The 14,373-nt window shown below is 62.2% G+C and carries 11 protein-coding genes and 1 riboswitch; of the genes, 3 read left to right on the forward strand and 8 right to left on the reverse strand.

Translation table 11 applies throughout. The features are described from left to right. Window positions 1-2: 2 nt before the first annotated feature. The 6 genes from MKI86_RS13125 to MKI86_RS13150 form a co-directional block, all read right to left on the reverse strand. Window positions 3-884, reverse strand: a complete 882-nt coding sequence (locus MKI86_RS13125) for a branched-chain amino acid ABC transporter permease (protein WP_241601358.1) — start codon at window positions 882-884, stop codon at window positions 3-5. Continuing rightward, entirely contained in the window at window positions 881-1,675 is a 795-nt protein-coding gene (locus MKI86_RS13130) for an ABC transporter ATP-binding protein (RefSeq protein WP_241601359.1), read from the reverse strand. The genes MKI86_RS13125 and MKI86_RS13130 overlap by 4 nt, the downstream gene beginning before the upstream one ends. 125 nt (window positions 1,676-1,800) lie before the next feature. Further along, a complete protein-coding gene (locus tag MKI86_RS13135) occupies window positions 1,801-3,207 on the reverse strand; it encodes an LLM class flavin-dependent oxidoreductase (RefSeq protein ID WP_241601360.1) in 1,407 nt (468 codons plus the stop codon). A 188-nt stretch (window positions 3,208-3,395) separates the two neighbouring features. Beyond that, window positions 3,396-4,031 carry a 3,4-dihydroxy-2-butanone-4-phosphate synthase gene (gene ribB / locus MKI86_RS13140; RefSeq protein WP_241601361.1) on the reverse strand — a complete coding sequence of 212 codons (636 nt, stop codon included), beginning with the start codon at window positions 4,029-4,031 and terminating at the stop codon, window positions 3,396-3,398. Window positions 4,032-4,117: 86 nt separating this feature from the next. Continuing rightward, a riboswitch (FMN riboswitch) is annotated at window positions 4,118-4,264 on the reverse strand. Window positions 4,265-4,320: 56 nt separating this feature from the next. After that, window positions 4,321-5,664, reverse strand: a complete 1,344-nt coding sequence (locus MKI86_RS13145; RefSeq protein WP_241601362.1) for a glycoside hydrolase family 140 protein — start codon at window positions 5,662-5,664, stop codon at window positions 4,321-4,323. Window positions 5,665-5,691: 27 nt separating this feature from the next. Next, window positions 5,692-6,891, reverse strand: coding sequence for a glycosyltransferase family 4 protein (locus MKI86_RS13150; protein ID WP_241601363.1), 1,200 nt, complete (start codon window positions 6,889-6,891; stop codon window positions 5,692-5,694). Between the two features lie 218 nt (window positions 6,892-7,109). Between MKI86_RS13150 and MKI86_RS13155 the strand changes: the two genes are divergently transcribed. From MKI86_RS13155 to MKI86_RS13165, 3 genes are all read left to right on the forward strand, one after another. Continuing rightward, window positions 7,110-8,348 carry a polysaccharide pyruvyl transferase family protein gene (locus MKI86_RS13155; RefSeq protein WP_241601364.1) on the forward strand — a complete coding sequence of 413 codons (1,239 nt, stop codon included), beginning with the start codon at window positions 7,110-7,112 and terminating at the stop codon, window positions 8,346-8,348. Window positions 8,349-8,480: 132 nt separating this feature from the next. After that, window positions 8,481-9,935 (forward strand): oligosaccharide flippase family protein, encoded by a 1,455-nt coding sequence (locus tag MKI86_RS13160; RefSeq protein WP_241601365.1) that lies wholly within the window; start codon window positions 8,481-8,483, stop codon window positions 9,933-9,935. 3 nt (window positions 9,936-9,938) lie between these two features. Beyond that, a complete protein-coding gene (locus MKI86_RS13165) occupies window positions 9,939-10,910 on the forward strand; it encodes a glycosyltransferase family 2 protein (protein WP_241601366.1) in 972 nt (323 codons plus the stop codon). A gap of 4 nt (window positions 10,911-10,914) precedes the next feature. On the opposite strand, the gene MKI86_RS13170 is transcribed toward MKI86_RS13165, so the two are convergent. Both MKI86_RS13170 and MKI86_RS13175 read right to left on the reverse strand, forming a co-directional pair. Then, window positions 10,915-12,171, reverse strand: coding sequence for a polysaccharide biosynthesis/export family protein (locus MKI86_RS13170; protein WP_241601367.1), 1,257 nt, complete (start codon window positions 12,169-12,171; stop codon window positions 10,915-10,917). A gap of 11 nt (window positions 12,172-12,182) precedes the next feature. Then, on the reverse strand, window positions 12,183-14,366 hold the full coding sequence (locus tag MKI86_RS13175) for a GumC family protein (RefSeq protein WP_241601368.1): 2,184 nt from the start codon (window positions 14,364-14,366) through the stop codon (window positions 12,183-12,185). Between the last annotated feature and the right edge of the window lie 7 nt (window positions 14,367-14,373).

Here is a 14,373-nt window from a genome sequence, read left to right on the forward strand (position 1 = left end):
ACTCAGACCCTCTCGATCTGTCGTTCGCCGAACAGGCCGGCCGGGCGGATAAAAAGGAAGACGAGCGCCAGCACATAGGCGAACCAGGGCGTGATGCCGCCGCCGAGATAGGGGCCGATATAGGTCTCGGCCAGGCTCTCGCCGGCGCCCACGATCAGCCCGCCGACGATGGCGCCGGGGATCGACGTGAAACCGCCGATGATGAGGACCGGCAACGCCTTCAACACCACGAGCGACAGCGAGAACTGCACCCCCTGGCGCGCGCCCCACAGCAGGCCGGCGACAAGGCCGACCAGCCCGGCGACCGCCCAGACGACCTGCCAGATGCGGTTGATATCGATACCGAGCGAAAGGGCCGCGCGCGTATCATCTGCCACGCCCCGCAGCTGGATGCCGATACGCGTGCGATTGAAGAGCAGTGACAGCACGACGACGATTGCAAGCGCCACGGCGGCGGCAATGAGATCGAACTGGCTGATCATGATATCGCCAAGGAAGATGGGCAGATCATCGATGCCGAGGTTCAGGGCGCGCACCTGCGATCCCATGATGCCCTGCGCCACGCCCTCCACGACATAGGAGAGGCCGAGCGTGGCCATGAAGAGCGTCATGGGGCTACGATTGGTCAGCGGGCGCAACAACAGCTTTTCGATGGCGATGGCTGTGAGGATCAAGAGAGCGATCGTCAAGGCAATCGCGCCGAGCGCCGGCACGCCCTGGTCGGTGAGTGTGACGAAAGTGAGCGCACCAAATAACAGCAGAGAGCCCTGGGCGTAGTTGAAGACGCCCGACGCCTTGTAGATCAGCACGAAGCCGATCGCGACGAGGGAGTACATCGTGCCGGCGAGCAGGCCGCCGATCAGGGTTTCCAGGAACATGTTCATGCCGCGGCCTCCGCATGTTGCGCGCCCAGATAGGCGGCGATGACATCCGGGTTGTCGCGGATGGTTTCCGGCGGGCCGTCGGCCAGCTTGCGTCCGTAGTCGAGTACGACGACGTGGTGGGCGAGTTTCAACACGATGCCGATGTCGTGCTCGATGAGGACGATGGTGAGGTCGAGTTCCCTGTTGAGCCGTGCGATAACGGCCGCGATCTCCTGCTTTTCAGTGGCGTTCATTCCCGCCAGCGGCTCGTCCAGCAGGAGCAGGCGCGGCTTCGCGACAATGGCGCGGGCGATCTCGACCTTCTTCTGCACGCCATAGGGCAAGGTGCCGACAACGGTTTCGGCATGTTTTTCGAGGTCGAACAGCTTGAGCACATCCAGCGCCCGCGCACGAAACGCCTTCTCCTGCGAGAGTGCCCGCGGCAATCGGAATGCCTCCTCGAACAGCGTCACACGGGATTTGCGGGACAAGCCGGCAATGACATTGTCCAGTACGCTCATGCCGGAAAACAGCGCATTGTTCTGGAAACCCCGACCGATTCCGCGCCGCGCGGCCTCGAGCGGTTGCATGCGCCGGAAGTGCTCGCCCTCAAAGACGATTTCACCGGAATCCGGAATATAGACGCCGTTCAGGATATTCAGGAGAGAGCTCTTTCCGGCGCCGTTCGGGCCGATCAGAGCGCAGATTTCACGACGCTCGACCTGAAACGAGAGCTCCGAGATCGCTTTGACGCCCTTGAAGGAAAGTGAAACATTTCTGACTTCCAGGGCGGGACCGGCTGATGTGGCCATCGGATCATTCTCCTCATTTCGTCCTGACGCACACACGGCCGCGCTCGCCCGCATCGGTAACGGGGCGTCCGGTCTGTGTGCTGGGAATGGTTGGCGGTTTCAGCCGCGTTTGAACTAGGCCGGCATCATGCAGCCTCGCCGGCGGCGGCATTCGCCTCCTCGCGCTTGACCCGTTCGATATCGCGGAAGCGATGGGCCGGGTGGCTTTCAGGAAGATACGGGCCATCGCCGAAGAGTTTTTCGCGAAGCGTGCCGTCCCGGTAGCCAGTAGCATAGACACCGCGCTTCTGGAGTTCCGGCACGAGATAACCGATCACGTCGGCAAAGGTCTCATGCGCAAGGGCATAGGCCAGGTTGAAGCCGTCGATATCGGTCTCTTCCACCCATTCCTGCAACAGGTCGGCTACCGTGGCGGCGGACCCAACAAACAGCGGCCCAAGCCCACCGATGCCACCCCACCTCGCCAGTTCCTCGATCGTCCAGACCTTGTCGCCTTCCGCCAGGTGCTCGACGGCGGAGATGATGGCGTTCGTCTTGACCTTCTTGACCGTGTCGGCGGGCTTGTAATGACCGAAGTCGATGCCCGTCCAGCCGGACATCAACACAAGGGCACCGTCATACGAAGCATATTTCACATATTCCTCGTATTTCGCCCGTGCTTTGGCATCGGTTTCATCGACGATGATCGTCGCCATTGCATAGATGAGGACCTTCCTCGGATCCCGGCCCTGCGCGGCGGCGCGCTGGCGGATGTCAGACACATAGGCCCGCGTCGCATCCTTGAGCGGTGTCGAAATGAAGACGCATTCCGCATGGCCTGCCGCGAACTGCTTGCCCGCGCCCGATGCGCCGGCCTGGAAAAGTACCGGCGTGCGCTGTGGCGACGGTTCGCTCAGGTGATAGCCCGGAACCTCGAAATACTTGCCCTTGTGGCCGATCTCGTGAATCTTCGAAGGGTCGGCGAAGATGCCGCGCTCCTTGTCCCTGACAACAGCGCCCTCTTCCCAGCTGCCCTCGAGGAGCTTGTAGAGCACCTCGACATATTCGCTCGCCACATCATAGCGGTTGTCATGGGAGCGAAGCCCGCCCTGCCCGACATTCTTGGCACCGCTCTCGAGGTAGGAGGTCACGATGTTCCAGCCGACACGACCCTTGGTGTGGTGGTCTGCCGTCGAAAGGCGCCGCGCGAATGTGTAGGGGTGTTCGAAAGAGGTGGAGGCGGTAATGCCAATCCCGAGATGCTTGGTCGCCTGGGCGATGGGGTTGGCCAGTTGCAGCGGATCGTTGACCGGGATCTGCACGCCCTGGAGAAGGGCGTTGTCGAGATTGCCCTTGTAGACATCGTAATAACCGACGACATCAGCGATGAAGACAGATTCGAAGAACCCGGTTTCAAGAAGCTTCGCGAGGTCCGTCCAGTAGTCGAGATCCTTGTACTCCCAGGAACGGTCGCGCGGATGACGCCACAGGCCGGGAGACTGGTGTCCCACGCAATTCATCTCGAAGGCATTGAATCGTATCGTCTTGCTCATGAAGTCTCGTCCGTTTGGCTGGACGAGACATTATGATCCCAAAACGATGCGGACAGGCATTCTATATTTTTTATAGAATTTATCTTGAAACAAATTTCCGCTGCGCTTCAGGCTCAGGGTGTCGGCCTTTCAACAAGCCGATACCCTGAGTTCAAAGCCCTTCGTCGTTGACTTAGCCAGAGACCCGATCAAGCCGCGTTCGCGGACGCGCCGGATTGGCGTGCCTCAATGAAGCTAATCAGATCCTCGATGGTGATCAGCGGCAGCTGATGCTGCTCTGCGAAGGCCATCAGTTCCGGCAGGCGCGCCATGGTGCCGTCATCGTTGGCGACCTCGCAGATCACACCCGACGGCGCCTTGCCAGCGAGACGCGCGAGATCGACGGCGGCTTCCGTGTGGCCCGGTCGGCCGCGCACGCCGCGCGGATGGGCGCGCAGAGGGAAAATGTGGCCCGGTCGTGCAAAATCCTGCGGCCGTGCGGCGGGATCCATCAGAGCCTTGACGGTTACCGCCCGATCAGCCGCCGAAATACCCGTCGTCGTGCCGGAAAGATAATCGACGGAGACGGTGAAGGCGGTCTGGAGATACTCCGTGTTCTGGGGAACCATCAGCGGAATGTCGAGTGCATCGAGCCGCTCGCCTTCCATCGCCACACAAATGAGACCGCGGGCGTGTTTCATCATGAAAGCGATGATCTCCGGCGTCACCGCCTGCGAGGCGACGATGATGTCCCCCTCGTTTTCACGGTTTTCGTCGTCGACGACCACGATCATACCACCACGCGCCAAGGCCGCGATTGCGTCTTCAATTTTCGAGAGTGCCATTTCATTGCCTTTCAAGGGTTGCCGTACCGGCGATTCATCCCTTGGGCGAACAGGCCTGCAACCGCCCTGAAAGAGCGGGTTTACAGACATGTCCTCTTCCATCCGGACTGTGACCGTCGGCTCCGGCATCGCACCGGATCTGCTGACCCCTTCATTCGCGAAAGGCGCTCGCGGGCTCCGGGCTCTCACCCGATACCGCCGGTGGGGAGTTTCACCCCGCCCTGAGAACATCTCTAGATAAGGAATTTTGGTGGGCAAATGCAAGAGCCGGCTTAAAGCATCAATCGATCTAGTTGTCCTGCAAGCCACCATCCGTCCGCAGCACGACAAGCCAGTCCCCGGCGTCAGATACTTTCGAAGACGTCGGCACCACAAGTCGCCTCAGGTCGGCTTCGGGCTCCGCGACGGCCAGTGCACCGGTCGAGGGATCGTACCATTCGACGGCGCCGCTCGCGGCCGCAAGAACGGTCGGGTCGAAATCGAGCGCGACCGCACCCTGGATGTAGGCGACGGCGAAGGTTCCATCGCCAGCGACCGCGGATAGGGCGGTAGCGGATGGCGCACCCTCGACATGGCGCACAAACCGTCCGTCGTCCGGCTTCAGCTTCCACCACTCAAAGCGTTGGAACAGGGTCGCCAGATGGCCGATGCTCTTTGCTCCCTCGCTGTCTAGCGACTTCCGCCAATCTGCCGGCGTCTCGTAGAGCGCAGGACCACCGAAATGCCAGACGGGGTTGTTGCCGAAGACCTGGCCACTCGCACCCGACAGAAGCGCGCCGTAGGCGATCTTGCGGATTTCCTCCGTCTTGACCCCGTGTTCGCCTTCATACAGCGCTTCAATCAGGAAGAAGGGCCGGTGTGGCCCGGCGCGATAGCGCGCCTGTACGGCTGCGGCAACATCGCCATAGGTGTAAACCGTATCGATCGACAGCCATTTCGCATCGGGCCAATAGGCAGCGGTCACGCTGTCGCGATTGCCGTGCACGGTCTGCAGAGCGCCCGGCGCCACTTCGGCAATGCCCTTAGCCAGCGCATCGACAAGCGCACGATCCGGCGGATCATAATCACCGCCCTGCACCCAGATAATGTTGGGATAACGAGCATAGCGCTTGCCGAGATAGCGCCCGTAGGCGCGCAAGGCGTCCGGCCCCGCTGCCGCCATCTTGGTATACCATCCCTGCGGCCCGCCATTCGCACCGGCATAGGCGGGTGCCAGCAACACCAGCATGCCCGCTCGACGTGCCGCGTCGAGCACATGCTCGGCATCGGCAAAATAGTGATCGTTCGGCCGCGCAAAATCGCCGGGTGCCAAAAAAGGTGCGATGCCGGCGGCGTTGTTCGGCGCGTTGCGGGCGAATTCATGCTCGATCAGCGAGACCAGGATGGTGTTGAAGCCCCGCGCCTTGCGATCGGCGATATAGAGGTCTGCATCCTCGGGCGGAAGATCTGCGATCAACGACCAGGCCGCGTCGCCCGTGATGAGGAAAGGTTTTCCATCCGCATCCTCCAGATACGTGCCTGAAGCGGCGATACGCAAGGGAAAGCGCGCCTCGGCGCCGGCGGGCATGACGCGGCCGGCCAGGAAGATCAGCAGCACGAAGACGATCCGCATAGTGAAGCCGATGATCTGCATCCATTTGCTCCTTGTTTCAGACATGGCTCAAAGCCGCTCCCGGATACCCCGCAGCCAGTTCTTCACGGGTCGCGGCAGGAACGTGCGCAGACCGGCGCGCAGCCCGCGCGGCATCGACCACGCGTCCATTGGAAGGGGTGCCGCGATCGGCGGCGGGTCTGCCGCGACGCCGCGGAGTATGGCGGCGTAGTCCGCCGCCATACGCTCTACCGTGAATGCGCCTTCGACCTTGCGGCGCGCAGCGGCCGAAAGGCTGCCGAGTCGCGCGCGGTCCTTGTCCAGCGCGCGGACGATCTCCGCAACACCGACGGTATCGCCGACCGGGAAAAGCAACCCGTCACGGCCATGCTCTATTATCATCTCGGTAACGCCGCGAATCCGCGAGGCGACCGGCACGCATCCGGCCGTCATGGCCTCCACCAGTGCCATCGGCAAACCTTCGTAGCGTGAAGGCATGAGGAAGATGTCGTGGCGCGCCAGCAGCGCCGGCACGGCTTGCGCCGCAACGGGTCCGGCGTAGATGACGCGCGGCGCATCCTCCGGCATGACAGCCTTCAGTCGCCTAAGATCCGGCCCCTCGCCAGCGATGGTAAGGGTAGAAGATGCCGGCAGCCGCGTCAGAATATCGGGCAGCCAGAGCACACCTTTCGAGGCATCCTCGATCCGGCCGAGAAAGAGAAGGCGAAGCCCCTGCCCGATCGGTCGCGGCGACCGGTCGGTTGCAGAAAAGGCATCGATCGCAACGGCATTGGCGATGACGCTGGTGCGCATGGCCGGAAAATGGTGGCGTTTCACAAGGTCGTCGCGGCAGCGCTGCGATACGCAGACGGTGGCATGTACATGGGGTTGGATCACCTCGGCCGCCGCGTAGGTTCCGGGCGTGATGTTGTGCACGACCATCAAACGGAGGAGATCAGCCGGAAGATAGCGTACGATATTGGTCTGTATGCGATCGCTGAGTACGTTGACCACCACACCGTCGAACGCGCCGGCAAGGATTGCCTTCTCCATCAGGCGCGCAGCAACCCTGTCGTCATCCTGCGACGGCACCTCGACAAGCGTACCGAATGCGGCTTCCCGTTCCAGTCCCGGTGCTAGTCCCTGTCCGACCGGCACGAAGCCGAGCCAGCAAAGCTCGATACCGTGCGGCGCCAGACCAGCACGCAGGTTTCTGAAGACAGTGTAGGTTCCGCCGAGATGCGGCAGGACGAAGTAGGCGATCTTCATGGGCAGCCCTCCGCTTCTCTTGTTAAGCCGGACGGGCGATTGGGGAAGGTGGGCATTGGAGAGCGCAAGCGGCTCTTGGCAGAATACGGTCGGTTTTCTACCTCTTTCGGCGCAGGTCCTGTCGCCGAACATCGGCGTTTTCCGCACTGCGTCATGGCGCGATAGTGCGGCCGCTTGGGCTGTCCATTCAACTTACACTCGACAGCGGCGGACATTTCATGAAAATCGCCTTGCTTGGGCAATTCGGGTCCGGAAACTCTGGAAATGACGGCTCGCTGGAAGCGATGCTGGGCTTTCTGCGCAGCGCGTGTCCCGATGCGGCCCTGTTGTGCATCTGCTCCAATCCCGCGGCGATCCGCGAGCGCTTCAGGCTTGACGTGACCGGGCTGCGCGCCCGCACGGCCCTTTTCCCACCGACGCGGCGCTGGCTCGACAGCAGGCTGGGACGAAATATCGGTCGGTTGCTCGGCCTCGCCTCCATCCTGCGGATACTGGGCGATGTCGATGTGATGGTGATCCCGGGGACGGGAATTCTCGACGACTTCCAGGAGTCGCCTTTCGGCTGGCCTTTCATCGTCTACTGGTGGTGCTTTGCCGCCCGGCTACGCGGTACCCGCATTGCCTTCGTCAGCATTGGCGCCGGCCCGATCCGTGGCGGCCTCAGCCGCTGGTTCCTCACATCGGCCGCGCGCATGGCCAGCTACCGCTCCTACCGCGACGACTTCTCACTGCGCTATGTCCAGGGCCTGGGCATCGACACCGATTCCGACCATCGCTTTCCCGATCTTGCCTTCGGGCTGCAGGAGCCGGCGCAATCCGGAGCCGTACGTGACCGGCAAAAGCCGGCGACGGTGGGAATTGGCGTCATGCAATATCGAGGGTGGGAGCGCGACCATGCCAATGCTGATGCCATCTACACCACTTACATCGCAAAGATCGCGACCCTCACACGCCGGCTTCTCGATGGCGGCCGTGATGTCCGACTCTTCATGGGCGACAGGGCCGACGAAAAGGCGCTCGACGATATCCTTGCGGCGCTGCGGAAAACCGGCGGTACGGGACACCTTTCAGCGACCCGCACCGCCTCTTTGCAGGCGGTCATGGACGAGGTCCTGAAAGTCGATATGGCCATCGTATCGCGCTTTCATAATCTGCTCTGCGCGCTCAAGCTCGGCCGGCCTACGCTCTCGCTCGGCTATGCGGAAAAGAACGATGAATTGATGGGGGCGTTCGATCGCTCCGAATTCTGCCAGCATATCGAGTGCTTCGACGTGGACCAGGTCCTGCGGCAGGTGGACATCGTTCTGGATGACCTGACAGCCGCCGAAAGCGCCATATCCCGCCACAATATCGCGATCCGCGCCGAGCTCAGGCGGCAGGAGGATCTGCTTCTCGCAGAGGTGTTGGTCGATCGGCGGGGCAACGCCCTACCACTTGTACAGGATGCCCTACGCTGAATGGACAAGTGGGCATCGTTGCGCGTGCGCCTACACTGTTTGCAACCAACGAAGTGAAGCCCATGATCCAGAGACCGGAAGGCTACAGTCCTTCCCGAAAGTGTGAACCGCATGGTCCGACGCGCTTATGTGATGGCATCCCTCGAGCAGTATTTCGCGCTACTCATCAATTTCACAGTGCTGGTGATCATGGCGCGCATCCTGACACCTGGGGAGATCGGCGAGGCAGTCACGGGCCTGGCCATCGCGGTGGTCGCCTTCTCCGCGCGCGAATTCGTGACGTCCGAATTTCTCATCCAGCGTGGCACGGTGGATGTCGAGACGCTTCGCACTGCGCTGACGCTTCAGGTTGCGGTCAGCGTGGTGATCGCGGCAGCCCTCGTTGCCCTCTCTGATCTTATCACCCGCTTCTATGCTGCTCCGGATCTTTCGTTTTTCCTTTCTCTGGCAGCGGTGGCGGGCGTCGTCGAGGCGCTCGCCCAGCCCGTCATCGCTCTTTTGAGACGCGAAATGGGATTCGGGGTTCTCGCCTGCATCAGAACCGCGGTTTCGCTGACCGCCGCACTGGCCACGATCATCCTCGCCTCTCTCGGCTTCGGCCCCATAGCTTTCGCATGGGGTATGCTCGCGGGATCCTTGACGCTGGCAGTCCTGTCCGTCACCTGCTCACCATTTCCCGCAGCGGCGATCTTTCGCCCGGGTCTTGCGCGCTGGCGCGAAGTGCTGAGCTTCGGCCTGTTCAAGGGCGCAGCGCTCGTGGTTGAGCGCCTGCACGAAACCGTGCCGCAGTTGATCCTGGGGCGCATCGCCTCCATGACCTCGGTCGCGCTCTACAACCGCTCGAACACCCTTTGCGGCATCCCTGACCGCATCATCATGTCGGCCTTCTACAGCATGGCCTTTCCCGCACTGGCAAGCCGCGTGCGGGAGGGGCATGACATCGAGAAGACCTATCTCGGCGTGCTCGCCTATCTGTCCGTTCTCTACTGGCCGGGCGTGGTGCTGATTTCTTTCCTCGCCCCTTCGATCGTCGGGATCGTGCTTGGCCCGCAATGGACCGAGGCCGTGCCGCTCGTCCGTGTGCTCTCGCTCGCTGCCGTCTTCTGGCTGCCCGTCATCGTCACGGGACCGCTTCTGCTCGCGCTTGGCCGCAACAGGGACGCCTTCCTTGCAAGCCTGGTCTCACGCTGCCTTGCCGCCGGCATCCTTTGCACGGCCAGTCTCTACGGTGTGATGGCTATGGCGTGGAGCCAGTTCGTCTCGCTGCCCCTCCAGATGATCATTGCGCTGGCCTTCGTGCATCGTCACGTGCGCTTCTCCCTGTCGAGCCTTGTGGCAGCGCTGATGCCGAGCGCGATCGTGACCGGTTTCGCGCTGATCGGGCCTGTCGCGCTGATTGCATTGCCCGGACATGAGGAAGGGGGCCTCCTCGTCTTACTTGCAACGGTCCTTCTTGCAGGCGGGGGCTGGCTGATCGGGCTTCTCGCCACGCGCCATCCATTTCTCACCGAACTCCACGTCCTGCTGAATGCAGGCCGCAATCGCGCACGCCGTCTGCGACGGTTTCTCGTCGCATCGGGAGCATGAGCCATGGCAAGCATCGACGTCGTCATCCCCAACTACAATTACGGCCGCTATCTCGAGGCCTGCGTGAACAGCGTGCTGTCGCAGGATATAGCCGAGGTCCGAGTCCTGATCGTCGACAACGCGTCGACGGACGACAGCACCGATGTGGCGAAGCGCCTTGCGGCCGCGGATCGACGTGTCGAGCTGCTGCTGCGCCCGAAAAACCTCGGTCCCCACGCCTCCTTCAATGCCGGGATCGACTGGGCGCGAGCCGATTACTTTCTCCTGCTCTTTGCGGATGATTTTCTGGTGCCGGGCGCGCTACACAGGGCGACCACCGTCATGGAACAAGATCGCGGTATCGCCTTCTGCTACGGCCGTGATGTGGCGATTCAAGGCAATGTTGCGATCCCGGAGATCGAGCCACAGCCGACCAGTCCCCCAGTCAGATTGATGACAGGCAGAGCCTTCATCGAGCGCTTCTGCCGCCTCGGTGTCTTCCAGATACCCGGACCGTCCATTATCGTGCGCACGAGCGCTCAGAAGCGTGCCGGCCATTACCGGCCAACCCTGCCGCATAGCGACGACTACGAACTCTGGCTGCGCCTTGCGCTGCACGGAACCGTTGCCGAGCTGGATTGCGTTCAGGCCGGCATCCGTTCGCACGACGCCAACCGCTCGACCGAGCTTTGGGCGCACCAGATCCTGCACATCCGCCATACGGCGGACGCTGCGGAGAGCTTCTTCTATCATGAAGGACGATGGCTCGATGGAGCGGAGATGCTACGTCGCCGCGCCCGACGTGGCATAGCAGAACGCGCCTATTGGTCGGCAGTATCACATGTGCTCAGGGGAAACGGGGAAGCGTGGAAGCTGCTGATGCTCGCCTTTAGCATGGCACCGGCGACAGCTGTACTGCCGCCGCTAGGTTACCTGCTGCATCGGCCCGATACGATGTCGCGCATGCGCTCTCTACTCGCCAAGGTCTGGCGATAGTATCTCAGCGTTCCGCCACGTCGCCCGTATCAAGGGCAAGGCTGACCCGAAGGATGTCGCCTGCCCGCACCGCATCCGTCTGGCCCACCGGCACTTCTCGGTACTTTCCGTCGACCAGCCGCACTGCGGAAAAGCGGAATGCCGTCTGTCGCGTGCCGCCCTTCCTTTCGATCGCGATGCCGGCCTCGGCCATTGCCTGCAGGTTGTAGTTCATCTTGCGGCGAAGGCGCAGGATATCGATGTTCAGTTCGCGCAGCTCCACTGCGACTTCTCCCCGGCGCTGTTCGCGCAACGACCCGAGGCGGCTATCGATCACGGTCAGGTTCTGTCGGGCGCGCGCCAGGAAGGAGCCGAATTCCAGCGCATCGCGGTTGGTCGCGGAAATTTCCCGCTGTTTGTCCCTCAGTTGGGTCTTCGAGGTCAATCCCCGCGCCACCATGCTTTGTGCGAGCTTGACGTCCTCATCCAGCAAGGTGAGCTCGCCATTGCGCAGCTTGCCGCTCTGTTCCAACGTTTCGATCTCGTCGACATAACCGGCCCGCTGCTGCTCCAGGCTCTTCAACTCGGCTTCCAGCGTCGTGCGGCGAAGTTCAAAGACTGTGCGTTCGGCTTCCACGATCTGATTGACGATTCGCGGATCCGGCGTGCCGATTTCGTCGTTCGGACGATAGGTGAACGGCTGCCCGTTGAGCTCTGCCTCTAGTCGCACCCGCTTCACATCCTGGCCCAGAAGCTGCGCACCGAGATCGGCATATTCCTGCCGCAGGCCGGCGAGTTGTATTCCGGCGTTGTCGCCCCGCGCAAGCACCTCCTTCTGTCCGCCGCCGAGCGCAAAGAGTTCGAGCGCGATCATGCCGGGGCGGAACTCATAGCGGCCTGGTCTCTGGACTTCGCCAACGACGAAAACCGGTGCATAGGTTTCCACCACGACCGCGACCGACAGATTTGCGATGTGCTCTTTAAGTCCGGCATCGATGGCCTGGCGAACCTCTTCGACAGGCCTGCCATTGACGGCGACATTGCCAAGCAGCGGATAGCCGATCGTGCCGTCAGTGCCGATGGGGAAGGACCCGCTCAGTCCCGGATCGCCATAAACGGTGATGCGCAGCACATCGCCACTCGTAACCTTGTAATCCTGTCCCTGCGCGCCTGCCGGCACAACCGCAGCCACGAGGAGCAGGATAAAGGCGCAGACCTTCTGAAGGAGGGAACGCCATCTGAAGTGTTGGTCGTTGCAGTGTTCAGCTTGAATATGTGCCATTGCATTCAACCTCACAACCCGACAATCGAAGGCATGTCGGTGGGCATTTCCATACGCTTCCGGGCTTCAGCGGCTGAACCTGCATAATCGTTCGCAAAGGAAACGACATTGCTGCGCTCCAGAGTGGCACGCGACGCCCCATTGACGACGAGACCGTCGATCGTGAGACCGGCCATACCGAATTTGCGAATGGCGCGGTCGGTATCTGCGCGTTCGACACTTTCGGGAACGACGAGGATCGTCCGGTCGGAAAGCGCGGAAACCAGCAGCGCACCCGAACCGTCTGACACCGCTGTGGAGTCGATTACCACCACGTCGTAGGCACTTCTCAGTGCGGCCAGGAGACGCGCGAAGCCGCCGTGCCCGAGAATATGCTCGGCGGGACCGCTAGACGTCCCCGCGCAGATCAGATCAACGCCCGAGGAACCATCGTGACGAACGAAGTCGCCGATCTCCAAGTCTTCGCGCCCGCTGATTGCATCCACGGTGCGCGACGGGCGCGCGCAGAACTCGGCGGCTACGCCGGGCGCGGTGAGATTAGCGTCAAGCAACAGCGTGCGCAGGCCGGTGGCCGCAAGGGAGCGGGCAAGGCACGACGCGACGAGCGTCTTTCCTTGTCCGGAGGTGGCCGATGTTACCGCGATGACCGGCACTTGGCCGGGTCGGGCGGAAAGGCGCAGGCGGCTTTGAATGTCGGCAATGGCATGGGCAAACGGCTCGCGGGCATGGCGAACAAGATCGCCGATACCGGCACGCTGCAATGCGGAAAGCTCGGGGATGCGCCCGATGACCGGAATGCCGGAACCACCCTCCTCCGGATCGGCGCGGCGAAGGTATCCGGCGCGAAGTTCGAGAAGAAGGGCTGCAAGCGCACCGCCGGCGAGGCCAAAAACCAGACCGCCCATGAGCCAGGCGGGAGCGCTCGGGCTTGATGGCGATGCAGACGGCACGGCGCGCGATATGATGCGCGCCTCGGCCATCGCAATGCCATCCTGTTCGATCGTCTGCTTGTAACGCGTGAGATAGCTCTCGTAGATCGCCCGGTTTGCGCTGGCCTCGCGGTCAAGCTGGTCAGCCTGCACGAGTGCATCGTTGGCGTTCGACATCTCGGCCTGCAATTGCTTCAGGCTTGCCTCCAGCCCGGTCTGCTGGCGCCGCGCCACCTCTATCTCCGTGCGCAGGCTGTCAACGATCTGTTCCACCTCCGCGTCGATCTGCTTCTGAATTGTCTCCAGCTGCGAGGTGAGTTCCGGGATTTGCGGATTCTTGATCGCGCCGCTTTCGCTGATTGCGGCAAGCTGGCGCTTGAGGCGCGCCTCCTCGGTCCGCAACTGCTGGATCGCTGCCGAATTCAGAACCTCGGGAAGGGCTAGACCCGCTTTTCCATCCGACATGTCGACCGCGGTCGCAAGACGCGCGAGCGAGCCGGCGAGTTGCGCCCTCAGCCGCGCAAGTTCGTTATTCAGCCCAGCAATTTGCTGAGCGAGCAGCGTTGTACCGTTCGACTTGGCGACGCCGGACTTCTCGCGAAACACCGTCGCCGCATGTTCGGAGCGCTCGAGCTCGCTACGCAGGCTGATCAGGCGTGTCCCGAGCCAGTCGCTGACCCGCCGTGTCGCCGTCGTCTGCACATCGACCTGATAGTTGATGTAGGCTTCGGCATAGGCATTGGCGACTGCGGCCGTGAATTCCGGTTCCATGCCAGTGAAAGCGACATAGATCGTGTAGGAACGGCCGTCATTGGTGACGCGCACCCCGGACATGAGGCTGTCGAGAAGGGCGCGCCGGTCCGAAACCACACGGTTCACACGCCCGGAGGCCGACTGACCGGTTGCATTTTCTGTTGTGAAACCGAAGCCTTTGGCGGCATCGATGCCCTGAGACTGCAAAAGGGCGAGAACCCGCTCGGCCATGGAACGCGAACTGATGATGTCTACCTCGGTTCGCAGCACCGGACTTTCCTGCGGCAGCGGCGAAACGACCGATTCCGTCGGCAGCGCCTGGAACTTGCGCATATCGAGCGCCAGCACCGCCTCCGCACCGTAGCGGGACGGCTGGTCGAGATAACCGATCACCGCAAGGGCGACACCGGCGGCAAGACAGGCAAGGATCGCCCGCCTTCGTTCGACAATGACTGTCAGGACCCGGGGAAGGACGAGCTCCTCCGAGGCAGCCGGTTTCATTGACCAGATCATGGCATTG

It is taken from the genome of Shinella sedimenti (genome assembly GCF_022601905.1).
Taxonomy (GTDB): domain Bacteria; phylum Pseudomonadota; class Alphaproteobacteria; order Rhizobiales; family Rhizobiaceae; genus Shinella; species Shinella sedimenti.